Genomic DNA, 22,413 nt, shown 5'->3' with positions numbered 1-22,413 from the left:
CGGCCGCTACAACCGGGCCTGGCGGGGGAGGACGACCTCCCTGATGATCAGGGCCACCGCGGCCGCCACCGGGATCGCCAGCAGTGCGCCCACCGCGCCGAGCAGCGCGCCCCCGAACAGGGCGGCGATCACCGACACCGCCGGCGCCACGTCGACCGAGCGGCTCATCACGCGCGGGTAGATGACGTAGTTCTCGACCTGCTGGTAGACCACGAAGAAGATCACGCAGGCGATGCCCAGCGGAGCGGACTGCAGGAACCCGACCGCCGACACCAGCACCGCGCCCACCGTCGCGCCGACCAGCGGGATCAGGTCGGTCACGGCGACGACCAGCGCGAGCGCCAGCGCGTACTTGGCCCCGGCGACCGTCAGGAACAGCCACGACAGCCCGCCCGCGATCACCGAGATCAGCACGTTGCCCGCGACGTACCCGCCGATGCCGTCGAGGATCTCATCGCCGATGGCCCGCGTGCGGGGGCGGCGGCTCGACGGCACCAGCAGGAGCAGGTACTCCTTGATCGTCGGCAGCGACCCGAGGAAGTAGAGCGTCAGCACCAGCAGGGTGAAGCCGGAGAAGAACGCGTCCAGCACGACCGCACCCGCGCCCAGGATGCCGCCGGCCACGGTCGCGCCGAGACCTCCGCTGGTGATGTAGCTCTGCAGGTTGGCGAGGATCTGGTAGTCGGCGTCGAGTTGCTTGATCGTCGGGTTGGCCAGCAGGCCCTGCACGTACCCGGGCACGGCGCCGACGAAGTCGCTGGTCTCCTGGCTGACCGGCGGGACGATCGCCAGGCCGAAGAGCGCGAACAGTACGATCACGCCGAGGAACACCAGCGAGATGGCCCAGCGCCGGTGCATGCCGCGCCGTTGCAGCGCCTCCACGACGGGGTTCAGCCCCACCGCCAGGAACGCCGCCACCACGATCAGCACGATCACGCTGCGCGAGCTGACCAGCGCCTGCGCCAGCCCCCAGGCCGTGAGCACGCCCAGCGCCGCCGTCAGGCCCCACAGGAACGGGCCCCGGGTGAGCGGCTTGCCCGGCGCGCCGAACGGCAGGTCGGGCCCCGTCATGCCGTCGTCCGCGCCGTCGGCGGCGGCCATCTCGCGTCCCCGACGCCCGGGCGACGCCACGACCCGCCCCGGCGACCCCATGCCCCGCCCGGACGCCCCTTCGCGCGTGGAGGACGACTCGCGCGCGGGAACCGACTCGGGCGAGGGGGACGCCGTGCGGCGTGGCGGGGCGTACTCGCGTCCCGGGGACGCCATGCTCTGCGCGGACCGTCCCCTGCGGCCGCCGGACGGCGCCGCCGCGGGCATGATGTCGGTCACCTCCGAGGCGTCGGCACGGGCGTCACGCGCGCCCTGGGCCCTCCCTGGAACATCGGACGCCGACCTCGCGTCCGGAGGAAGGTCACGCACGGTCTGCTCCTCGCCGTCGGGGGAAGTCGGGGTCGTGGAAACGGGCGGACAACAAAGGAGAGCCTAGCGACCCGTGATCGCCAGGCTCTCCCGTACCGTCCTGCATCCCCTTCGCCGGCCTCGCCCCGCTCGGCGGACTCGGGCGCCTTACCCGGACCGCCGGTCTCGGCCAGGTGGGCTGGTTACTCCTGCCACCACTCGGAGTCGTCCTCGGCCGGGGCCGCGGCGCGCTGAGGAGCTGGGGCCGGGCTCGGCTTCTCGCTCACCGAAGGCGTGGCCGCCAGCGCCGGCTTGGGCGCGGGGGCCGCGACCGCCGGGGCCTCGTCCATGCCCGGCAGGGCGGCGCCGCCGAGGAGCTGGCGGAGCTGGGCGAGGTGGCTGGTGATGCTGTCGCGCTGGCGGGTCAGCTCGTCCACCTGGCGCTGGGCGACGGTCCGGTTGCGCTCGGCCTCGGACTTGGCCTCAGACACGATGGAGTCGGCGCTGGCCTTGGCGTCGGCGACCATCTGGTCGGCGTTCTTGCGCGCGTTGGCGAGCAGCTGCTTGGCGTGGGTGTCGGCCTCGCGGCGGGTCTGCTCGGCCTGCTGGGTGGCCTTGCTGGCGCGCTGCTCGGCGGTGGCGGCCCGCTGCTCGGCCTCGGCCACCATCTTCTGGGTGTTGGCCTGGGCGGTGGCGTGACGCTCGGCCTCCAGCCGCTCGGCCTCCTCGCGGCGGGCGGCGAGCTGGATCTCGAACTCGGCCTCGTCCTGGGCGCGCTTGGCCTCGGACTCCTCCAGGACGCGCTGGGCCTGCGCCCGCATCTCGTCGGCCTGGCGCTTGGCCGTGGTGAGCACCTCGTCGCGCTCGCGCTTGGTGGAGGCGCGCAGCTGGGCGACCTCGCGCTCGGTGGTGGTGCGCAGCTTGGCGATCTCGCGCTCGGCGTCCGCGCGCTTCTCGGCGACCTCGTGGTCGGCCGTGGCGCGGAGCTTGGAGACCTCGCGCTCGGTGGTCGAGGTCAGCTCGTCGGCCTCGCGCTTGGCGGTCGAGCGGATCTCCTCGGCCTCCCGCTCGGCCATGGTGCGCATCTCGTCGGTCTCACGGGTGGCCAGCGCGCGCTTCTCGGCGGCCTCGTGCTCGGCCGCCGCCCGGACGTCCGCCGCGTCCACCTTCGCCGCGGCCTTGATCTCGTTGGCCTCGGCCCGCGCGGCCTGGACGAGCTCGGTGGCCTGCTCCTCCGCGAGACGCAGCAACTGCTCGATGCGGGCACCGAGACCGGAGTAGGTCGGGCGCTCCTGCTCCTGCAGCTGCCGCTGGGAGTCGGACAGCTCCCGTTGCAAGGCGGAGAGCTGCTCACGAGTCTGCCGCAGGTCGGTGTCGAGCTGCTTGAGGTGGTCGTGAACCTGGTGCCGGTCGTAGCCACGGAGAACCACGTCGAATTCCCGCGTGGGGGCGTCTTCAAAGAAATTGTTCAGCTGGGCGTCGATGTCGGACTGCATGAGGCTCGATCCTGGGTTGTCGAGACGGCTACACGGGCCGGACGGGGGGCGGACATCCGATGCGGGGGCCGGTGCCGGCGGGCGCGCGCGCCCAGGCACTCGCTCGCAGGGGCGCGCTGCCGCTCGCCCCTGATGTCCTCGTGCCCGGCTCGCCCGTCCACGGCGGGTCCACGTACCGGATGGTAGGCCAGCGTACTCCGGTGTTGCCGAATTGGAGGTCCCGTCCGACTTTCTGCGCGACTTGTTACGAATAAGCCATTGTTAAGTTTCGTCAGCTAGGACGGACGAGGAGGGGACTCGACCAGCTCTGTCAAGACTCCTCCCACATCTTTCGGATGAAGAAACGCGATTGACGTGCCCATTGCGCCGTGCCGCGGGTGCAGGTCGATCAAACGCACCCCCGTGGCGCCGATGGCCTCCAGTGCGGCGGTGACATCGCTCACACCATAGGCGACATGATGGATGCCCTCACCCCGCTTGGCCAGGAACTTGCCGACCGGCGTCCCGGCGTGCAGCGGTTCGAGCAGCTGGATGTAGGACCCCCCGCCCTCGCCGTCCGCCACGTGCAACATGGCCTCTTTCACCCCCTGCTCCTCGTTGACCTCCCGGGCGACCACGGTCACGCCGAAGGCCGACTCGTAGAACGCGATCTTCTCCTCGAGATTCTCGCAGGCTATGCCCACGTGGTCGATTCTCAGCAGCATTGCGTGTCCTCCGTCCGTGACCGGCCGCGAAAGCCGGAATGCCCGGCGGGTCTCTCGCGAGCCGCGCGGCGCGCGCTCCGAGAGACCTGCCTTGGGGGCGGGTGGTGCGTCGTAGGTATGGTGGCAAAGTCGCCGACGACCCCATCATGGAGGCCCTGGTGTCCCGTTCTCCCGCCACCCCGCCCGGCATGCCGCGATCGGTCATCGTCGCGGGGGCCCGCACGCCCATCGGCCGCCTGCTCGGTTCCCTGTCCGGTCTGTCCGCCGTCGAGCTGGGCGGCCTGGCGATCAAGGCGGCCCTGGAGCGTTCCGGCGTGGCGCCCGAGCAGGTCCAGTACGTGATCATGGGCCAGGTGCTGCAGGCGGGGGCCGGCCAGATCCCCTCGCGCCAGGCGGCGGTGAAGGCCGGCATCCCGATGAGCGTGCCGTCACTGACGATCAACAAGGTGTGCCTGTCCGGCCTGGACGCCATCGCGCTGGCCGACCAGCTCATCCGGGCCGGCGAGTTCGACATCGTGGTGGCCGGCGGCATGGAGTCGATGACCAACGCCCCGCACCTGCTCCCCGGCCTGCGCAAGGGCGTCAAGTACGGCGGGGCCGACATCGTCGACGCGATGGCGTTCGACGGGCTCAGGGATGTCTTCGACCAGGTGTCGATGGGGGAGTCCACCGAGCGGCACAACACCCGCCTCGGCATCGGGCGCGAGGAGCAGGACGCCTTCTCGGCGCGCTCCCACCAGCTCGCGGCGGCCGCCGCCAAGGACGGCACGTTCGACGACGAGATCGTCCCGGTGACCCTGCCCCAGCGCAAGGGCGACCCCCTGGTCGTCTCCGCCGACGAGGGCGTGCGCGGCGACACCACCGTGGAGACACTGGCGCGGCTGCGGCCCGCGTTCACCAAGGACGGCACGATCACGGCCGGCTCGGCGTCCCAGATCTCCGACGGCGCCTGCGCGGTCGTGGTGATGTCCCGGGCCAAGGCCGAGGAGCTGGGCCTGACCTGGCTGGCCGAGATCGGCGCGCACGGCAACGTCGCCGGCCCCGACAACTCGCTGCAGTCGCAGCCGGCCAACGCGATCCGCCACGCCCTGGGCAAGCAGGGGCTGACCGTGGACGACCTCGACCTCATCGAGATCAACGAGGCGTTCGCGGCGGTCGTGCTCCAGTCGTCCAAGGAGCTCGGCGTGGCCGAGGACAAGGTGAACGTCAACGGCGGCGGCATCGCGCTGGGCCACCCCATCGGCGCCTCGGGCGCGCGCATCGTGCTGGCCCTCGCCCACGAGCTGCGCCGTCGCGGCGGCGGCACGGGCGCGGCCGGCCTGTGCGGCGGCGGCGGCCAGGGCGACGCGCTGATCATCACCGTCCCCGCCTCCTGACCTCCCGCGGACGCGGACGTCGATCGGCGGCCCGCGCAGGCGTGGGCCGTCCGTCCCGTCGCCGCCCGAGGTTTCGGCGGTTCTCGATGACCCCGGCCGCTTGAGAGATGGGCCATCTTTAAGGTGTCTTGCCGGGTGCAGTGAATATGGGAGTCAAGTCTCGCGGGTGCGCGCGCATTGGCGCGTGGGATGCCGCGCCGGGCCCGTCCCCGCCGTGTTTCCGCGTGTACGCGTGTCCGCGTGTCGGTGTTCGCGCTCCGGTGCGCGCGGCGTGGGCGGCCCCGGCCGCGACGACCGGGGAGTGACCTCCTCGGCCGAGGGCGTCAGGCCTCGCGGGCGGCGTACGCGCTCGCCGAGGCCGTGACTTGGCGCAGGGTGCGCTGGAGGACGGCGATGGTGGCGGCGTCGATGCCCACGGCCTCGCCGATGGCGGCCGGGATGTGGCGGACCGCGGCCCCCAGGGCGCGGCCCTCGCCGGTGAGCGCGAGTTCCACCGTGCGCTCGTCGTCGGCCCGGCGCCGCCGGGTGAGCAGGCCCCGCGACTCCAGGCGCTTGAGCAGCGGCGAGACGGTGTTGTAGTCGAGCTGGAGCTGCTCGACGATGTCGCGGATGGTGCTGCCGTCGTGCTGCCAGAGCACGACCATCACCAGATATTGCGGGTAGGTGAGTCCTAGGGGTTCCAGCAGCGGGCGGTAGACGGCGGTGAGGCTGCGTGAGGCCGCGTAGAGGTCGAAGCACAGCAGCTCCGACAGGGCGCCCGGCGCGGTGTCGGCCGGTGCCGGGCCCGGTGTGCCTGGTGTCATGGAAGGAGTTTACGCCAGGCCCAGCGTTCCCGATTATCTCGTGCGCGAGGTAATCGTGTACGATGCGATACAGGCGAACGGAACAGCACCTACCTCGAAGGAAGCGTCATGGCGTACATCACCGTGGGCAACGAGAACTCGACCCCGATCCAGCTCTACTACGAAGACCACGGCTCCGGGCAGCCGGTTGTGCTCATCCACGGGTACCCCCTCGACGGGCACTCCTGGGAGAAGCAGACCGCGGCGCTGCTCAAGGCGGGCTACCGCGTCATCACCTACGACCGCCGCGGCTTCGGCAGGTCCAGCCAGCCCACCACCGGCTACGACTACGACACCTTCGCCGCCGACCTGGACATCGTGCTGAGTGAGCTCGACCTGGACGACGCCGTGCTCGTCGGCTTCTCGATGGGCACCGGCGAGGTCGGCCGCTACCTCGGCACCTACGGCTCCACGCGGGTGAGCAAGGCCGCCTTCCTGGCCTCGCTCGAGCCGTTCCTGCTCAAGACCGACGACAACCCGACCGGCGTCGACAAGTCGGTCTTCGACGGCATCCTCGCCGCCGTGACCGCCGACCGGTACGCCTACTTCGACGCCTTCTACGCCGACTTCTACAACACCGACGAGAACCTCGGCACCCGGCTGAGCGAGGCCGCGCTCAAGGCGAGCTGGAACGTCGCCGCCGGCGCGTCGGCGTACGCCTCGTCGGCCTGCGTGCCCACGTGGCTCACCGACTTCCGCGCCGACATCGCCAAGATCGACGTGCCCACCCTGATCCTGCACGGCACCGCCGACCGCATCCTGCCCATCGACGCCACGGCCCGGCCCTTCCGCCGGCTGCTGCCGCAGGCCACCTACGTGGAGATCGAGGGCGCCCCGCACGGCCTGCTGTGGACCCACGCCGACGAGGTCACCGAGGCCCTGCTGGCCTTCCTCAAGAGCTGACCCGTTCCCGGCGGGAGCCGAGTCGTCCACGCGGCGCGGATAGCATGGAAGACATGCGACGTCGATCTTTGACGTTGTTCCTCTGCGGTGACGTGATGCTCGGCCGGGGCGTCGACCAGATCCTGGACCACCCCGGTGATCCGGCGCTGCGGGAGGCGTGCGTCCGGGACGCGCGCGACTACGTCGGGCTGGCCGAGGCGGTCAACGGTCCGGTTCCCCGCCCCGCCGGCGACCGCTGGCCGTGGGGCGACGCCCTGGCGGTCCTTGAGGAGTCGTCGCCCGGCGTTCGCATCGTGAACCTGGAGACCAGCGTCACCCGCAGCGGTGACTTCTGGCCCGGCAAGGCCGTCCATTACCGGATGAATCCCGCCAACCTTTCGTGTCTCGCCGTCGCCCGTCCCGACGTCTGCGCGCTGGCCAACAACCACGTGATGGACTTCGGCCGCCGAGGCCTCGCCGAGACGCTGGACGCCCTGACCGGCGCGGGGTTCCGCGCCGCCGGGGCCGGGCGGGAGATCCGCGAGGCCCGGCGGCCCGTGGTGCTCACCCCGGACGGAGGCGGCCGGGTGCTGGTCTTCTCCTGCGGGATGGAGTCCAGCGGCGTTCCCGCGAGCTGGGCGGCGACCGCCGACCGGTCGGGCGTCGACCTGGTCCCCGAGCCGGCGCGCATCGGCACGGCGGAGATCGCCGGCCGGGTGCGCCGGGCCAAGGGCCCCGGTGACCTCGTGGTCGTGTCGCTGCATTGGGGTTCCAACTGGGGCTACCACGTTTCCCCGGCGCAGCGGCGCTTCGCGCACGCGCTGGTGGACGCGGGCGTGGACGTCGTCCATGGGCACTCCTCACACCACCCCCGCCCGGTGGAGGTGTACCGGGACCGGCTCGTCCTGTACGGCTGCGGCGACCTCATCGACGACTACGAGGGCATCGCCGGCTACGAGCGCTACCGGGACGACCTGAGACTGCTGTACCTCGCGTCGCTGGACGCGGACACCGGAAGGCTGCTCGGCCTCACCATGATCCCCATGCGGGCTCGCCGCCTGCGTCTCGACCGCGCCTGCGACCAGGACGCCGAGTGGCTCAGGTCCGTCCTCGATCAGGAGAGCCGCGCCTTCGGCGCCGCCGTGGCCCACACCCCGGACGGCACCCTCACCCTCCACCCCCGATAGGCCTGCCTCGCCTCCCGTGCCGCGCGCTCGCCGGATCGTGCGCGGCCCCCAGCGCGCGGAGCGCTCACGGTGAGCGGGGAGCGGCGGCGATGACGACGATGATCCCGAGCGCGGCCAGCGCAAGGTTGGCGTACAGCTCGTAGCCGGTCAGGAAGCCGATGCGGGGGACCACCACGCGGTTGAAGAAGTTCAGGAAGATCGCCATGAAGGGCTGCACGGCCACTCGGTCGATGGCCCCGCTGATGCCCTCGGCCGCCAGCACCAGCCCGGCCACCTCGATGTTGTTGCGCATGACGGCAAGCTATGGAGCCGCCGGCCCGCCCCGTAACGGCCATGCGGATCGCCGTCCCGGACCGCCGTATCCGGCCTCGGCGCCCTCTCCGGCGAAAGTCTCGTCCCCGCTGACTTCCGTATCGCCCGGTTCGCGGGGATGGGCGGTGCGCGGGGTCCGGTCGTAGGCTCGCGGCAGATGAACCGATCAGCCATCGCCTCCGCGCCACGGCGGCCCGTCCGCGACGCCCTCGCGGACATCGCCGTCTTCCTGCTGGCGGCGGGCTTCGGCCTGCTGACCATGGCCGAGCGCCTCGACGCGGTCATGCCCTCACCGGCGTGGCTGTTCACCCTCGACCAGGTCATCGGCGCGCTGAGCTGTGCCTCGCTGTGGCTGCGCCGCCGATGGCCGGTGGAGCTGGCGCTGGTGCTGGTCGTCCTGTCGGCGTGGTCGGAGATGGTCTCGGGCGCGATGCTGGTGGCGCTGTTCACCGTCGCCGTTCACCGGCCTCCGCGCGTCTCCGGCGGCGTCTTCGCCCTCAGCCTGGTGTCCGCCCTCATCTACACGTTCCTGCGTCCCGAGCCCGATCTGCCCTTCCCGCTGTTGTTCGTGCTGGGGCTGGCCATCCAGGGCGCGGTGGTGGGCTGGGGACTGTTCATCCACCAGCGGCGCAGCCTGGTGCTGTCGCTGCGCGACCGCGCCGTCCGCGCCGAGACCGAGGCCCACCTGCGCGCCCTGCAGGCCCAGCACCAGGCGCGCGAGGCGATCGCGCGGGAGATCCATGACGTGCTCGGCCACCGGCTGTCGCTGCTGAGCGTCCACGCCGGCGCCCTGGAATACCACCCGGGCGCGTCCCCCGACGACGTCGCCAGGGCGGCCAAGGTCATTCGCGAGAGCGCCCACCAGGCGCTCCAGGACCTGCGCGAGGTCATCGGCGTACTGCGCGCCCCCGTCGGTGAGCTGGCCCCCCTGGGCCTGGCCGACGTGCGCGACCTCGTCGCCGAGTCGCGCCTGGCCGGGATGCGGGTGAAGTTCACCGAGGAGCTGCCGGGACCGGCCCCCGACCGCGCGGGGCGCACCGCCTACCGCATCGTCCAGGAGGGCCTCACCAATGCCCGTAAGCACGCGGTGGGCGCCGAGGTGCGCGTCCGGGTGCTCGGCGCGCCCGGGCGCGGGCTGGAGGTGGAGATCCGCAACGCCCTTCCGGCGCCGTCCGCGCGACCGGCCCCGTCAGGAGCGGGACAGGGGCTGGTGGGGCTGGCGGAGCGGGTCGCCCTGGCGGACGGACGGCTTGAGCACGGGCCCGCCCCCGGAGGCGACGGGCGGCCAGAGCATGGGCCCGCCGCCGGAGGCGACGGGCGGCTTGAGCATGGGCCCGCCGCCGGAGGACTCGCCGTCGAAGGGCCCGCCGCCGACGGTGACCGGGCGCTATGGCACCCGGCCTCCGAAGGTGACTGGCGGCTGTGGGCCTGGTTACCGTGGCCGCCATGACCTCGATCGAGTCGTCCCCGGTGCGCGTGCTCATCGCCGACGACGATCCCTTGGTACGGGCCGGGCTGGTGATGATGCTGGGCGGCGCCCCCGACATCGCCGTCGTCGGCCAGGCCGGTGACGGCGCGCAGGTGATGCCCCTGGTCGACCGGCACGCTCCCGCGGTGGTGCTGATGGACATCCGCATGCCGGTGATGGACGGGCTGGCCGCCACCAGGGCGCTGCGGGCCCGGCCCATGGCGCCGGAGGTCATCGTCCTGACCACCTTCGACGCCGACGACCACGTGCTCGCCGCACTGCGTGCCGGGGCCGCGGGCTTCCTGCTGAAGGACACTCCGCCCGCCGAGATCGTGGCCGCCGTGCGCCAGGTGGCGCGGGGACGCCCGGTGCTGTCGCCGGGGGTGACCCGGCGCCTCATCGCCCGGGTGGCCGAATCGGGCCACGACCGGCGGCGTGCCCAGGCCAGGGAGCGCCTGACGTCGCTGAACGACCGTGAACGCCAGGTCGCCCTCGGGGTCGGCCAGGGCAGCTCCAACGCGGAGATCGCCGCCGCGCTCTACCTCGGCGTCCCGACGGTCAAGACCCACGTCTCCGGCATTCTCACCAAGCTGGGCCTGAACAACCGCGTCCAGATCGCGCTCATCGTCCACGACGCGGGGCTGCTGGACGAGGAGTGAGACCCATGCCGCGGCCTTCGGCGTGTGGCGGCCGGGTCAGGGCTCGTCGGTGTAGGCGACGGTGACCTTGGTGAAGCCCAACGACTTCAGCATGCCCTCCAGCATGAGCTTGGTGTTCTGATCGGCGCGGTTGCGCAGGTCGCTGGCCTGAGCGGCCTCGGCGATCTTCTGCTCGGCCAGGACGTACAGCTCCTGCTGGTTCTGAGGGGAGTTGGAGAGCATCTCCTGCACGCGGTCGAGCAGCCCGCGCTGCTGGGCGTAGACGTAGGACTTCTTGTTGTCCAGATTCGGCTTCTCCAGTTGCGCGTGCGGGATGCGCACGGTGACCTCGGTGCGGTCGGCGGAGACGGTGATCGCGTCCTTGGGCAGGCGCGAGAAGTCGACGTAGGCGTTCACCCCGCCCGCGCCGACGAACAGCGTGCGCGATCCTTTGACGGCGTCCGGCAGGAACGGCGCGTCCTTCTCCAGGTCCACGATGACCTGGAAGTTGCCGGTGGCGGACTGGAATCGGCTCATGTTCTGGATCGACTGCAGCAGCACCGGCTGGCTGCGGTCGATGGTGGTCTCCCCGAACGGGTTGAGGTACGACCAGGTCAGCTTGGCGCCCACGGTCAGCAGCACGAGCACGGTGAGAACCCCTGCCAGGATGCGCCAGCCGCGGCGGGATCGGCGTGGTGCCGGTTCCGCCGCCTCGGCGGCCGTCCGGGGGGTCGACGTCTGGCGGTTCACGGCCGTTCTCCTTCCCGGGATGCGAGGTTTCTCACCTTGCCGAGGCCACCGACGTCCGTGCGGGCGAAGAAGGACCGGACGAGGAAGGACCCGGCGTGGAAGGACCCGGCGTGGAAGGGCCGGGCATGGTCGGGTACGGCGAGCCGGGGACCGGCGACCGGTCGGAGTAGAGCGTGGCGCCGGCCGGCCCGGCGGGCGGAGTGGCGTCCCCGCCGCGTGACATCCGCCGCGTCGCCGCCCCGCCGTCGCCGTCGCCGCCGTTCCTGCCGGGAACGGCCGGCGTGCCGCCACCGCCCGCGACGGCCACCCCGCCGCCGAAGTGCGACGCCTTCAGCCGGCAGGTGGCGAAGTCGGTGTAGAACATGCGCAACCAGTCGCGGCGCTGGCTCTCGCTGAGCGCGGAGAACCACGCGGCGGCCGCTTGATGGCCCGGCAGCGGCCCACTCGGCAGCGGCTCGCCGCGCAGCCAGGCGCTCACGATGGCCCGGTAGCCGTCGGCGCGGGCCTCGCCGCACCGCGGGGCCAGGCGCTCGACGAACTCCGCCGCGGCCCTCGACGCGTAGCCGGGGGTGAGGTCGTCCACATGGATGGCGACCGCGCCGGTCGCGCCCCCGGGGGCCGGGCGGACGTCGTCACGCGGCCGCTGCTCGACCCGGGAGAAGGCGGCGGGCGTGCCGGTGAGCCGGGCGGCGATCGTGGTGAAGGCGGCTCCCAGCTCGGTCAGGCCGCTGCGCATGCCGGGGTGGACGCACACCGTGATCGGCCACTCCTGGCAGCTGTAGACCATCGTCTCGGTGGCGGCGACGGCCTGCGGCTCGCCGAGGACCCGTGCCATGCCCGTGCCCGCCGCGAGCACCGCCAGCAGCGCGAAGGCCAGCGCGAGCGCCCTGCGGGTCACAACGGTGGTCCAGATGAGCAGCAGGGCGGTGGTCAGCCCGAGCAGCCACAATGACTGGTCGGCGAACGCCGCGCGGCTCAGCCCCTCGAACGGGTCGTACGGCTCGGGCGTGGCGGGCGCGAGCTTGACGATCCAGCCCGACCCCGCCGACAGCGACGCGAACAACGCGTAGCTGCCGGCGCCCGCCGCGAACGGGGCGAGCGCCCAGGGCGCGGCCCAGCCCGTGACCCAGCCGATCACCGCGTACAGCGCGAGACCTGCGGCGCCCACGGCGAGGCCGCTCGGCGCCAGGTGGCCGGCCTGCTCGGTGAGGACGGCCTTCATGGCGAGCATGGTGACGGTGGCGCCGAACGCGCCCACCACGACCGCCAGCACCGCCAGCGGCGCGCGCAGCACCCGCCAGCCGCCCGGCAGCCGGCCGCGGGCGGCGCGGCGCTTGCGCACGGCGACCCACGCGGCGAACGCGGCGGCCACCGGCCCGGTCAGCCGGAGCGACCCGATGACCGCGACGACGATGTTCTCCCATGCGGAAATGCCCGGTACAAGGACGCTCCACGCCGCGAGCAGGCCCAGCGCGAGCAGCATCCCTACCGCCACCAGCGCGCTGTGCTTCAGCTCTTCGCGCGAAACGCCCCTTTGCTCAAGCACGGCCCCGCGCGGGCCGGAGACCCGGCCGCGCGGCCCGTGCCGTCGCGCACATGCTCTTCATTTGAAAAACCCCCGTGCCTGGATGAGCGGCGCGTTTCGGCACCGGTGCCGGCCCCTTGGCACCCGGCACCCGACCCTGCTCGCCACGCCGCACACCCGCGGGGATCGCGTAGCCGCGCCTCGCGTCGTACGGCGCGGCTTTTCCCCTTGCTTTGGGTCGGGCTTTGCCGCGCCTCACCTCTTGACATGCACACCATAACGGAGCGTGATGTTTGGCGTCCCGGTTCTTGGGTATCCGATGGAACTCAGTGACCCTGCGTCAATGGCGGCGACAGGCGCTAGCGTAGCGTTGTGTCCATCGGTGTACCGAAGCCGCTTAACCTGCCGTTCGACCCCATCGAGCGTGCCGCTGAGACCTGGCGCGTCCGTTTCGGGCCGTCCTCCGCCATGGCCGCCGTCACATCGATCATGAGAGCGCACCAGATCCTCATCGGGCAACTGGACACGCTGCTCAGGCCGCACGACTTGACCTTCGCGCGCTACGAGGCGCTGGTCCTGCTCACCTTCAGCAGGACCGGCGCGCTGTCGCTGTCGCGCATCGGCGAGCGGCTCATGGTCCACCCGACGAGCGTGACCAACACCATCGACCGGCTCGAGCGCGCGGGGCTGGTCCGCCGCATGCGCAACCCCAAGGACGGCCGCGGCGTCCTGGCCGAGATCACGGCCAAGGGACGCGAGGTGGTCGAGCGGGCGACCGCCGATCTGATGGGCGCCGACTTCTGCATGACGATGTACGGCGACGGCGAGAAGACCGAGATCTTCGGCCTGCTGCGCACCATGCGCGTGGCCGCCGGCGATTTCCCCGCCTTCGAGGAGGAGGACGAGGTGCTGGTGCCGGGGCGGTCCGGCGCCGGACCGGCGCGCCGCGGCGGCGACGCGAAGGGGCCCGCCCCGAAGGACGGGCCCCTGTGAACCGGCTGACGCCGGGCGTGCCGTCACCCGTGCGGCCCCATGGCGGGGGGCGATCTACGGGCGTGGCGCTCCAGCTCTAGCGCTGGTTCTGGTTCTGGTTCTGGTTCTGGTTCTGGTTCCGGCTCTAGCGGCCGACGGCGCGCAGGGCGTCGACGATGCCCTTGCCGTAGAAGCCGTTGGAGGTCGTGGTGCCCTCGCACACGTGGGTGGCGGTCACCGTGTTGCCGGCCGGCAGGATGCGGGTGTAGGTGTAGGCGGGCGGGTTCGGGCAGGCCGTCTTGGTGGCGGTCGCCTTCAGGATGCCCTCGACCAGGTCGGGCGAGAGGGTCTTGCCGCCGTTGCGGAAGTCCCGGTGGCCGTACTTGCTGACGATCAGCGCCGCGACGCCGACCGCGCGGGGCGAGGCCATCGAGGTGCCCTGCAGGTACTGGTAGTACGCGCAGGTGGCGCCGGAGCAGTCCTTGACGACGTAGTTCACGGTCGGGTTCCCGTCGGCGTCGATCTCACCGTTGGCCACGGCGAGCGACTTGGGATAGGCCGACAGCGTCGCCTTGGTGATGTCGCGGGTGTTGTCCGGGGTGTCGTAGACGTCGCCGCCGGGGGAGGCCACGTCGATGTACCCGTTGCCGTGGTCGGAGTAGTACGCCTTGCGCTTGCTGATGCCGGTGGAGGACACCGAGATCACGTGCTGGCCCTCGCTCGGCATCGAGACGCAGCTCGGGGGGATGGTGCGGGTGCGGGGCGCCTCGCCGGGCACGTCGGCGAAGTCCGGGCTGGTGGCGTCGACGAACGTCTTGGTGTAGTCGCTGGCCTGGTTGCCGGCCGCGGAGATCAGCGTCACGCCGCGCCGGTGGGCGTAGTCCAGGGCCCGCTGGGTGGCCTTGATGATCGTCGCCTGCTCCATCTGGTCGGAGGGCGAGTCGGCCGGGTTGTCGACACAGTTGAACAGCCACGGGTCGATGTAGTAGCTCATGTTGACCACGTCGACGCCGATGTCGCCCGCGTACGTCAGGGCGTCCACGGTGGGCTGCAGGAAGAAGTAGCCGGAGTCCTGGCCCGCGCGCAGGTTCACCAGCGTGACCTTGGGGGCCACGCCCGCGATGCCCAGCTTGTTGATCGGCGAGGCGATCGAGGAGGCCACGTGCGTGCCGTGTCCGTCCTCGTCCACGTCGTTGGGGTCGTTGCAGGACTTGTCGGGCTCGTCCTCACAGGGGCCGTCGATCGGCTCGCCGTTGGCGTCGGCGGGGACGTCGACGGTGAAGTTGCGGCTCAGCGCCTTGTCGAAGTTCGGGGCGATGTCGGGGTGGGAGCCGTCGATCCCCGTGTCGAGCACGCCGACCAGGACCTTGGGGTCGCCCTGCTCGTACTTGTGCGCCTCTTCGGCGTGGATCTGCTTCATGTCCCACTGCAGGTCCGAGAGCGGCTCGGCCTTCACCGCGTGGCCGTGCTTGAACGGCCCGCCGCCGCGGCCCTCCTTCTCGACGGCCTTGGCGTCCTTGGCCGCCCGCCCGGTGAGGGCGGTCCTGGCGGCGCTCTTGGGAACGCTGCCGACGGCGCGGTCGCGGGCCACGCCCTCGATCGCGGCGGAGCTCGTCACCGCGGAGACGAAGCCGGCGTTCGTGGTCGTGACCGTGGCCAGGCCCACGGCCTGGTTCACCTTGACCACGCTGCCGCCCGCGGCCTCGACGGCCTTCTGGGCGTCCGCCGGCGCGACGCCTTCCTTGTACAGGACGACGTACTGGGTCGCCGTCGCGGGTTCGGCCGTCGTTCGGACGGCCTGCGCCGGGAACGCCAGGGTCGCGGCGATCACGGCTGCTGCGGCGGAAACGACGATGACGCGTCTCACACCCACCTCCAAGTGAGCTGAATTCATGCCGAGAGCTATCGTTCGGGATATTCGTGATTTATGACAGATCCGTGCGAATTCGCGATAAAGGCGTGACATAACGGGGCCGAGTCGTCCGAGGGGTGCGCCCGCCGACCATGAGCACACGCCGGATGCGGCAGGATTGGACGTATGAGCCCAGCGGACTTCACTCGACCGGCTTCGTTGCAGGGGGCCGTGGATCTCGGCGCGCGCAAGCAGGCGCTCGAAGCCCAGGCCCGTCGCGAGGCGGCGGCGCAACAGGCCGCCGCGGGAGGCGCCCCCGCGGCGCCGGCGGCCGGCACGGTCATCGACGTCACCGACGAGACCTTCGCCACCGACGTCATCGAGCGCTCCATGCGCACCCCGGTCATCCTCGACCTGTGGGCCACCTGGTGCGAGCCGTGCAAGCAGCTCAGCCCGATCCTCGAGAAGCTGGCCGCCGAGGCCGCCGGCCGCTGGGTGCTGGCCAAGGTGGACGTCGACGCCAGCCCCCAGATCAGCGGCGCGCTCCAGGTGCAGAGCATCCCCACCGTCCTGGCCGTCTTCCAGGGCCAGGCGGTGACCGGCTTCCAGGGCGCGCTGCCCGAGGCGCAGGTGCGCCAGTGGCTCGACCAGCTCATGCAGGCGCTCGCCCAGTACCTCCCGCCCACCCCGGACGCCCCTCAGGACGAGCAGGGCGCGGAGCCCCAGCCGCAGACCGACCCCGACCTGCTCGCGGCCGAGAAGGCCATCGAAGAGGGTGACCTCGACGCGGCGGCGGCGGCCTACGAGCGGCTGCTCGCCCGCTCGCCGGCCGACCCGGACGCCAAGATCGGCCTGGCCGGCGTGGGGCTGGTCCGCCGCACGCAGGACCTGGACCCCGGCGCGGTCCTCCGGCGGGCCGCCGAGAACCCGTCCGACGTCGAGCTCCAGAGCCAGGCGGCCGACATCGAGATGCTCGGTGGCCAGGTCGACGAGGCCTTCGAGCGGCTGGTCCAGACCGTCCGCCGCACCTCGGGCGACGACCGCGACCGCGTCCGCCGCCACCTCCTCGGCCTGTTCGACGCCCTCCCCGCGAGCGACCCCTCCGTCGCCAAAGCCCGCCGCAGCCTCGCCAGCGCCCTCTTCTGACCCCCTCGCCCCCCCTCAAGGCACCCCGAGCCGCCGAGCGCAGCGAGGCACATCAACACGGCCTCAAGCTCGCCCCGAGCCCGTCAAGCCATTCCAGCGGATCAACCACAAGGACTCGCTCGGGGCGCGGCGGTGCTGTGAGGAGGAGAGAGCGAGTGCGAGGAACGAGCGCTCGTGAACGACGACGAACAGCGCCGCCTCAAAGGCGCCCCGAGCCCGCCGAGCGGAGCGAGGCCAATAAGCAGGGCACAGCATGAGGCGGAACAACCTGCTCGGGTCTGGCACGATGGATGTCCCGGAAGGGGAGCAGGCGAGCCGGGATGCACCAACAGCGGCACCCGAGCGAGCGCGACCACCACACCCGCAAAGGAGCGGATCGACGTGGCCACCGTGCCGAGCGTGTCGTACTCCATCACCGTCCGTCTTGAGGTCCCGGCGGGCGGTAAGGCCGTCAGTCAGCTCACCCATGCCGTGGAGACCGCCGGCGGCGTGGTGACCGCCCTTGACGTGACCAACGCCGGTCACGAGAAGCTGCGCATCGACGTGACCTGCGCGGCCAAGGACACCGACCACGCGCAGACGATCGTCGACAGCCTGGACGCCGTCGAGGGCGTCGTCATCCACAAGGTCAGCGACCGCACGTTCCTCATGCACCTCGGCGGCAAGATCGAGATGCAGTCGAAGGTGCCGCTGCGCAACCGCGACGAGCTGTCGATGGCCTACACGCCGGGCGTGGCCCGGGTGTCGCTCGCCATCGCCCGCAACCCCGAGGACGCCCGCCGCCTGACCATCAAGCGCAACACCGTCGCGGTGGTCACCGACGGCTCGGCCGTGCTGGGCCTGGGCAACATCGGGCCGGCGGCGGCGCTGCCGGTCATGGAGGGCAAGGCGGCCCTGTTCAAGCGGTTCGCGGGCATCGACGCCTGGCCCATCTGCCTGGACACCCAGGACGTCGACAAGATCGTCGAAGTGGTCCAGGCCATCGCCCCCGGGTTCGGCGGCATCAACCTGGAGGACATCTCGGCGCCGCGCTGCTTCGAGGTGGAGCGGCGGCTGCGCGACCTGCTGGACATCCCGGTCTTCCACGACGACCAGCACGGCACCGCCATCTGCGTGCTGGCCGCGCTCACGAACGCGCTGCGCGTCGTCGGCAAGTCGCTGCCGGACGTGAAGATCGCGATGGCGGGCGCGGGGGCGGCGGGCACGGCCGTGCTGCGCCTGCTGATGGCCGCGGGCGCGCGCAACGTCGTCGTCTGCGACTACCTCGGGGCCGTGCACCAGGGCCGCGACGACCTGGACGCGTCGCTGCGGTGGATCGCCGAGAACACCAACGCCGAGGGGTACGCGGGCGACCTGCGCGGGGCGGTCAAGGGCGCCGACGTCTTCATCGGGGTCTCGGCGCCGGGCATCCTGACCGGCGACGACATCGCCGCCATGGCCGACCGCGCCGTGGTGTTCGCCCTGGCCAACCCCGAGCCGGAGGTCTCGCCGGACGACGCCCGCGAGCACGCGGCCGTCGTGGCCACCGGCCGCTCGGACTACCCGAACCAGATCAACAACGTGCTGGCCTTCCCGGGTGTGTTCCGCGGCCTGCTGGACGCGCAGTCGCGCATGGTCACCGAGGGCATGCTGCTGGCGGCGGCCAACGCCCTGGCCAACGTCGTGGCGGTGGAGGAGCTCGGCCCGAACTACATCATCCCGAGCGTGTTCCACCCCGATGTCGCCACCGCGGTCGCCGCGGCCGTCCGCGAGTCGGCCGGCGGCCGGGCACGAGGCTTCACCGAGGCGTGACGCCGAGGACCCACGCCGACCCGCGCCCAGGCGTTGTGAAGGCGTGGGCCGTCACCCCGGACGTGAAGGCGTGGGCCGTCAGCGGGGCGTGAGGGGGCGGCGGCCGGTCGCGTAGAGGGGGCGGGGGCGCAGCAGGGGCTCGACGGGGGCGCGGCGGGGCCAGATGACCGCGATGCCCCACAGCATGCCGCCGAAGATGACCATGCCGACGGCGGTGGCCATCTTGCCGTACAGGTCGGCGGGCGGGCCGGTGTAGGGAAGGCGGTCGCCGCCCTGCCGGCGCAGCAGCGGGTTGTACCGGTGGGCGCGCAGGCCGTTGACGTGCCGCGCGCCGTGCTCGCCGCTGGAGTGGGAGGCGCTGTCGCTGTCGCTCTCGCTGTAGACGCTCTCGCGGTACTCGCCGTAGGACTCCTGCGAGTCGCGGGAGGCCGGGGTGGCCGTCGAATCGGTGGAGCCGGTCGGGGTGTCGTCCTCGCAGCCGGAGTAGACGCGGAAGGTCGTGGTGCCCTGGCCCTGGATGGTGACGGTGACCCGTTCGCTGGTGCGCGGTTCGAGGTAGACCGGGATGTTGCGCTGGACGCCGGGCCAGAGGACGCCGTTGCGCACCAGCGAGCCGCCTCGGTAGACGGAGTACTCCACGACGTCGCGGTGGCGGGGGGCGGTCATGATGACGTCGGCTCGCCCGGACGGGCATTCGACCTTGGACATGGTCACCTCGACGCGCCCGTCGCGTAGGTCGCGCGCCTCACGCCCGGTGACGCCCGCGGCGTACGAGGCTCCGGCGGCCGGGACGCCGGCGGCCACGCCCGCCGCCACGAGAGCCAGCATCATGAGGCGGTACATGAGGCCCCTTCCTTTCCTCCCGTGCGCGGTGTTCGCGAGCCGATCGGATCCTCCAGTCATCGATACTACATACCGACAGTGCCCGGTTGAACGCGTTGAGTAACATATGGCGAGGTGGCGGCCCTGTCTGCCCGGGGGCGGGCGCGCGTTCCCCACATCACGCGTCATGATGGATGCATGGCGGAGGCGATCTACGTCGGCGGGCTCCTCGTGGCGACGCCACTGCTTGACGACCCGAACTTCCGGCGCGGCGTCGTGCTGATCCTCGAGCACGACGAGGACGGCGGCACCCTCGGCGTCATGCTGAACCGGCCGAGCGAGGTCACCGTGACGCAGGTGCTCCCTTCCTGGGACTCTCTGGTGTCCGGCCCTCCGGTGCTCTTCGAGGGCGGGCCGGTGCAGACCGACAGCGCGCTGGCCCTGGCCTCGGTGCCGAGCGGGCAGGAGCCGCTCGGCTGGCGCAGGCTGCACGCGGGCTCGTCGGCCGTCTCCAAGCTCGGCACGGTCGATCTGGACGCGCCTCCGGAGATCCTCGCGGGCGAGATCACGCAGATGCGCATCTTCGCCGGGTACGCCGGCTGGACGGCGGGCCAGTTGGAGAGCGAGATCCGCGAGGGCTCGTGGTACGTCGTCGAGGCCGAACCGGGCGACACCTTCGACTCGCGGCCGGCCAACCTGTGGCGGTCGGTGCTGCGGCGTCAGCCGGGCGAGCTGGCGTTCGTGGCGACCTGCCCGGACGACCCCAAGCTCAACTGACCGCGGCCGCGGACGGCTCGGCGCCCGGGTCCTGGCCGGCGGCGCCAGGGTCCTCGCCCGCGCACGGCTCGCGGCCGGTGCGGTGGCCGGAGGGCGGTGCCGCCGACGGTGCCGCGGGCGGGCGGTCCCAGCCGGGGCGCAGTGCCTGCTCGGCGAGGTCCAGCGCGTGCTCGACGTTGGCGACCAGGCTGTGGAGATAGCTGTCGTCGTCCACCGAGCAGTCCATCCCGACGCGGACGGCCGAGGTGGCGAAGGCCACCAGCAGCCGGGGGCGCGGGTCGGTGGCGGGGTCGGTGCCCTGGCGTCTGGCGATCTCGACGGTGAGCTTCTGCTCGATGTCGGCCATGCGCGCGAAGCTCGTGCACAACAGCGCCGGGTTGGCGTCGACCACGCGGCGGTGGCGCAGGAAGCGCTCGGTCTCCTCGGCGGCGTCGCTCTCCATGGCGTGGACGAACTCGCGGAAGGCGCGGGTGAGGGCGGTGAACGGCGGCTCGTCCTCGGGCCGGGCGGCGAGGGCGGCGTTGATGCGCTCGTCGTACTCGAGGGTGAAGTCCAGGGCCAGGTCTTCCTTGCTGCCGAAGTAGCGGAAGAACGTGCGCGGGGAGACCTCCACCGCGGCGGCGATCTGGTCGACGGTCGTGGCCTCGTACCCCTGGGCGAGGAACAGCCGGAAGCCCGCGTCTATCAGCGCCAGCCGGGTCTGGTGCTTCTTGCGCTCCCGAAGACCCATGCCGGTCACCTCCTCGAAATGTTCACTTCACATTGTGCCACAAGTCATGATCTGTCGTATAAAACCGTTTGTCATCTGTCATGCTCTGCCATAAATTACTAGAAGTCGACTAATCTTTCGAAACGGGGGATCTTCCATGGCACAAGCGCTGGCCGCGCCCGCGGACGCGCCGGTCCGACGCGGGCACGGCCATCCTTGGCTCACATTGCTCGCCGTCGCGCTCGGCGTGATCATGGTGATGCTCGACGGCACGGTGGTCTCCATCGCCAACCCGGTGATCGGCAAGGACCTCGGGGCGTCCCTGTCGGACCTGCAGTGGATCACCAGCGGCTACCTGCTCGCCCTGGCCGTCTTCCTCATCACCGCCGGCAAGCTGGGCGACCTCTTCGGCCACAAGCGGGTCTTCCTGGTGGGCATCGCCGGCTTCGCCCTGACCTCGCTCGCCATCGGCCTCACCTCCTCCATCGGCGTCCTGATCGCCCTGCGGGTGCTCCAGGGCCTGTTCGGGGCGCTGCTCCAGCCGGCCGCCCTCGCCCTGCTGCGCGCCGCCTTCCCCGCCGAGCGCCTGAACATGGCCATCGGCATCTGGGGTGCGGCGATCGGCGTCTCCAGCGCCGCGGGCCCGATCATCGGCGGCCTGCTCGTCGAGAACGTGAGCTGGCAGTCGGTCTTCTTCATCAACGTGCCGGTCGGCGTGGTCGCGCTGCTGGTCGGGCTGTGGGTCATCAAGGAGAGCAGGTCCGAGGCGCTGTCCAAGGTGGACGTCCCCGGCGTGGTGCTCCTGTCCGGCGCGATGTTCTGCCTGGTGTGGGCCATCATCAAGGCGCCGGGCTACGGCTGGGGGGACGCCCGGACGATCGGGTTCTTCGCCGGGGCCGTCGTGCTGGGCGCCGCCTTCGTGTTCTGGCAGACCCGGGCCACCGAGCCCCTGCTCCCGCTCACCCTGTTCCGCAACGCGTCGGTCTCCATCGGCACCGTCCTGATGGTGCTCATGGCCTTCTCGATGTTCGGCGCGATGTTCTTCCTGACCTTCTACTTCCAGGGCGTGCACGGGCTGTCGCCGCTGGAGTCGGGCATGCGCATGCTGCCGATGAGCGCCGGCATGATCGTCGCCTCCCCGCTGGCGGGCGCGGCGCTGAGCAGGTTCGGGCCCAAGGTGCCGATCGCCGTCGGCATGCTGATCACCGCGATCTCGATGTTCCTGCTCTCGCGCCTCGGGCTGGAGGCCGGCTACCTCGACACCGCCGTCCCCTTCGCGCTGCTCGCGTTCGGCCTGTCGCCCGTCATGGTCGGGGCGACCGAGGTCATCGTCGGCAACTCGCCCGAGGAGTACAGCGGCGTCGCCGGAGGCATGCAGCAGTCGGCCATGCAGGTGGGCGGGTCCCTCGGCACCGCGGTGCTCGGCGCGCTGATCACCGCCCGCGTGGCGGACGTGTTGCCGGGCAATCTCGCCGCCGCGCACATCCCCGCGACCCCCGCGCAGGTCGAGGCGATGAAGAACCTCGTCGCGATCGGGGTCGCTCCGGTGCAGCCGGGCACGCCCAAGCCGATCGCCGACGCGCTGACGCACGCGGCGCACGGCTCCTTCCTTTCGGGCATGCACTTCGGCTTCACCGTGAGCGTCATCGTCGCCGTCCTGGCCGCGATCCTCGCCCTGTTCGTCCGGGCCGGGCGCAAGACCTACGACGCCGCCGTCCACGTGGGCTGAGGCCCGGTCCCGGCCGGCCCGCGCCGCGAGCGAGGGC

General features: G+C 71.8%; 20 protein-coding genes. 10 read left to right on the top strand and 10 right to left on the bottom strand.

The window, feature by feature from the left end; genetic code table 11:
• Positions 1–6: 6 nt before the first annotated feature.
• The 3 genes from ACFQSB_RS14740 to mce all read right to left on the bottom strand — a co-directional run bounded on the left by ACFQSB_RS14740 (position 7) and on the right by mce (position 3,598).
• Positions 7–1,419, bottom strand: a complete 1,413-nt coding sequence (locus ACFQSB_RS14740; RefSeq protein ID WP_380826958.1) for an AI-2E family transporter — start codon at positions 1,417–1,419, stop codon at positions 7–9.
• A 182-nt stretch (positions 1,420–1,601) separates the two neighbouring features.
• Positions 1,602–2,894 (bottom strand): DivIVA domain-containing protein, encoded by a 1,293-nt coding sequence (locus ACFQSB_RS14735; RefSeq protein ID WP_380826956.1) that lies wholly within the window; start codon positions 2,892–2,894, stop codon positions 1,602–1,604.
• 275 nt (positions 2,895–3,169) lie between these two features.
• A complete protein-coding gene (gene mce / locus ACFQSB_RS14730; protein ID WP_354841907.1) occupies positions 3,170–3,598 on the bottom strand; it encodes a methylmalonyl-CoA epimerase in 429 nt (142 codons plus the stop codon).
• A 188-nt stretch (positions 3,599–3,786) separates the two neighbouring features.
• Here mce and ACFQSB_RS14725 point away from each other — a divergent pair, with 188 nt between their 5' ends.
• Positions 3,787–4,974, top strand: a complete 1,188-nt coding sequence (locus ACFQSB_RS14725; RefSeq protein WP_380827134.1) for an acetyl-CoA C-acetyltransferase — start codon at positions 3,787–3,789, stop codon at positions 4,972–4,974.
• Between the two features lie 323 nt (positions 4,975–5,297).
• On the opposite strand, the gene ACFQSB_RS14720 is transcribed toward ACFQSB_RS14725, so the two are convergent.
• Positions 5,298–5,777, bottom strand: coding sequence for a MarR family winged helix-turn-helix transcriptional regulator (locus tag ACFQSB_RS14720; protein ID WP_380826953.1), 480 nt, complete (start codon positions 5,775–5,777; stop codon positions 5,298–5,300).
• Between the two features lie 108 nt (positions 5,778–5,885).
• Between ACFQSB_RS14720 and ACFQSB_RS14715 the strand changes: the two genes are divergently transcribed.
• On the top strand, positions 5,886–6,719 hold the full coding sequence (locus ACFQSB_RS14715; RefSeq protein WP_354841912.1) for an alpha/beta fold hydrolase: 834 nt from the start codon (positions 5,886–5,888) through the stop codon (positions 6,717–6,719).
• 53 nt (positions 6,720–6,772) lie between these two features.
• Positions 6,773–7,885 carry a CapA family protein gene (locus ACFQSB_RS14710; RefSeq protein ID WP_380826951.1) on the top strand — a complete coding sequence of 371 codons (1,113 nt, stop codon included), beginning with the start codon at positions 6,773–6,775 and terminating at the stop codon, positions 7,883–7,885.
• A gap of 64 nt (positions 7,886–7,949) precedes the next feature.
• On the opposite strand, the gene ACFQSB_RS14705 is transcribed toward ACFQSB_RS14710, so the two are convergent.
• Positions 7,950–8,177 carry a hypothetical protein gene (locus tag ACFQSB_RS14705; RefSeq protein WP_354916558.1) on the bottom strand — a complete coding sequence of 76 codons (228 nt, stop codon included), beginning with the start codon at positions 8,175–8,177 and terminating at the stop codon, positions 7,950–7,952.
• A gap of 177 nt (positions 8,178–8,354) precedes the next feature.
• On the opposite strand from ACFQSB_RS14705, the gene ACFQSB_RS14700 reads away from it, so the two are divergent.
• Positions 8,355–9,647 (top strand): sensor histidine kinase, encoded by a 1,293-nt coding sequence (locus ACFQSB_RS14700; RefSeq protein ID WP_380826949.1) that lies wholly within the window; start codon positions 8,355–8,357, stop codon positions 9,645–9,647.
• Complete coding sequence (locus ACFQSB_RS14695; RefSeq protein WP_380826948.1) at positions 9,644–10,324, top strand: response regulator; 681 nt, start codon at positions 9,644–9,646, stop codon at positions 10,322–10,324. Before ACFQSB_RS14700 ends, ACFQSB_RS14695 begins: the two co-directional genes overlap by 4 nt.
• A 36-nt stretch (positions 10,325–10,360) precedes the next feature.
• Here ACFQSB_RS14695 and ACFQSB_RS14690 read toward each other — a convergent pair whose 3' ends face one another.
• Together ACFQSB_RS14690 and ACFQSB_RS14685 are read right to left on the bottom strand one after the other, a co-directional pair.
• A complete protein-coding gene (locus ACFQSB_RS14690; protein ID WP_354841926.1) occupies positions 10,361–11,053 on the bottom strand; it encodes a DUF4230 domain-containing protein in 693 nt (230 codons plus the stop codon).
• 31 nt (positions 11,054–11,084) lie between these two features.
• The gene (locus tag ACFQSB_RS14685; protein WP_380826947.1) at positions 11,085–12,548 is read right to left on the bottom strand and encodes a hypothetical protein; all 1,464 of its coding nucleotides are present in this window, start codon (positions 12,546–12,548) and stop codon (positions 11,085–11,087) included.
• A 402-nt stretch (positions 12,549–12,950) separates the two neighbouring features.
• Between ACFQSB_RS14685 and ACFQSB_RS14680 the strand changes: the two genes are divergently transcribed.
• The gene (locus tag ACFQSB_RS14680) at positions 12,951–13,571 is read left to right on the top strand and encodes a MarR family winged helix-turn-helix transcriptional regulator (RefSeq protein WP_380826945.1); all 621 of its coding nucleotides are present in this window, start codon (positions 12,951–12,953) and stop codon (positions 13,569–13,571) included.
• 124 nt (positions 13,572–13,695) lie between these two features.
• Here the strand turns inward: ACFQSB_RS14680 and ACFQSB_RS14675 are convergent, their stop codons facing one another.
• Positions 13,696–15,417 (bottom strand): S8 family serine peptidase, encoded by a 1,722-nt coding sequence (locus ACFQSB_RS14675; protein WP_380826944.1) that lies wholly within the window; start codon positions 15,415–15,417, stop codon positions 13,696–13,698.
• Positions 15,418–15,588: 171 nt separating this feature from the next.
• Here ACFQSB_RS14675 and ACFQSB_RS14670 point away from each other — a divergent pair, with 171 nt between their 5' ends.
• Together ACFQSB_RS14670 and ACFQSB_RS14665 are read left to right on the top strand one after the other, a co-directional pair.
• The gene (locus tag ACFQSB_RS14670) at positions 15,589–16,548 is read left to right on the top strand and encodes a tetratricopeptide repeat protein (RefSeq protein ID WP_380826943.1); all 960 of its coding nucleotides are present in this window, start codon (positions 15,589–15,591) and stop codon (positions 16,546–16,548) included.
• 381 nt (positions 16,549–16,929) lie between these two features.
• Positions 16,930–18,339: an NAD-dependent malic enzyme gene (locus ACFQSB_RS14665; RefSeq protein ID WP_354841940.1), complete on the top strand. Its 1,410-nt coding sequence runs from the start codon at positions 16,930–16,932 to the stop codon at positions 18,337–18,339.
• Positions 18,340–18,417: 78 nt separating this feature from the next.
• Here ACFQSB_RS14665 and ACFQSB_RS14660 read toward each other — a convergent pair whose 3' ends face one another.
• Entirely contained in the window at positions 18,418–19,182 is a 765-nt protein-coding gene (locus ACFQSB_RS14660) for a hypothetical protein (RefSeq protein WP_380826941.1), read from the bottom strand.
• A 177-nt stretch (positions 19,183–19,359) separates the two neighbouring features.
• Here ACFQSB_RS14660 and ACFQSB_RS14655 point away from each other — a divergent pair, with 177 nt between their 5' ends.
• A complete protein-coding gene (locus ACFQSB_RS14655) occupies positions 19,360–19,938 on the top strand; it encodes a YqgE/AlgH family protein (protein ID WP_354841945.1) in 579 nt (192 codons plus the stop codon).
• Here ACFQSB_RS14655 and ACFQSB_RS14650 read toward each other — a convergent pair.
• Entirely contained in the window at positions 19,931–20,668 is a 738-nt protein-coding gene (locus ACFQSB_RS14650; RefSeq protein ID WP_380826940.1) for a TetR family transcriptional regulator, read from the bottom strand. The genes ACFQSB_RS14655 and ACFQSB_RS14650 overlap by 8 nt on opposite strands.
• A 136-nt stretch (positions 20,669–20,804) precedes the next feature.
• Between ACFQSB_RS14650 and ACFQSB_RS14645 the strand changes: the two genes are divergently transcribed.
• The gene (locus ACFQSB_RS14645) at positions 20,805–22,376 is read left to right on the top strand and encodes an MFS transporter (RefSeq protein ID WP_380826939.1); all 1,572 of its coding nucleotides are present in this window, start codon (positions 20,805–20,807) and stop codon (positions 22,374–22,376) included.
• Positions 22,377–22,413 lie beyond the last annotated feature (37 nt).

The sequence above is a fragment of the Sphaerisporangium rhizosphaerae genome, assembly GCF_042665155.1.
Lineage (GTDB): Bacteria > Actinomycetota > Actinomycetes > Streptosporangiales > Streptosporangiaceae > Sphaerisporangium > Sphaerisporangium rhizosphaerae.
Note: the sequence above shows the minus strand (reverse complement) of the source record. Positions and strands in the feature narration are given on the sequence as shown.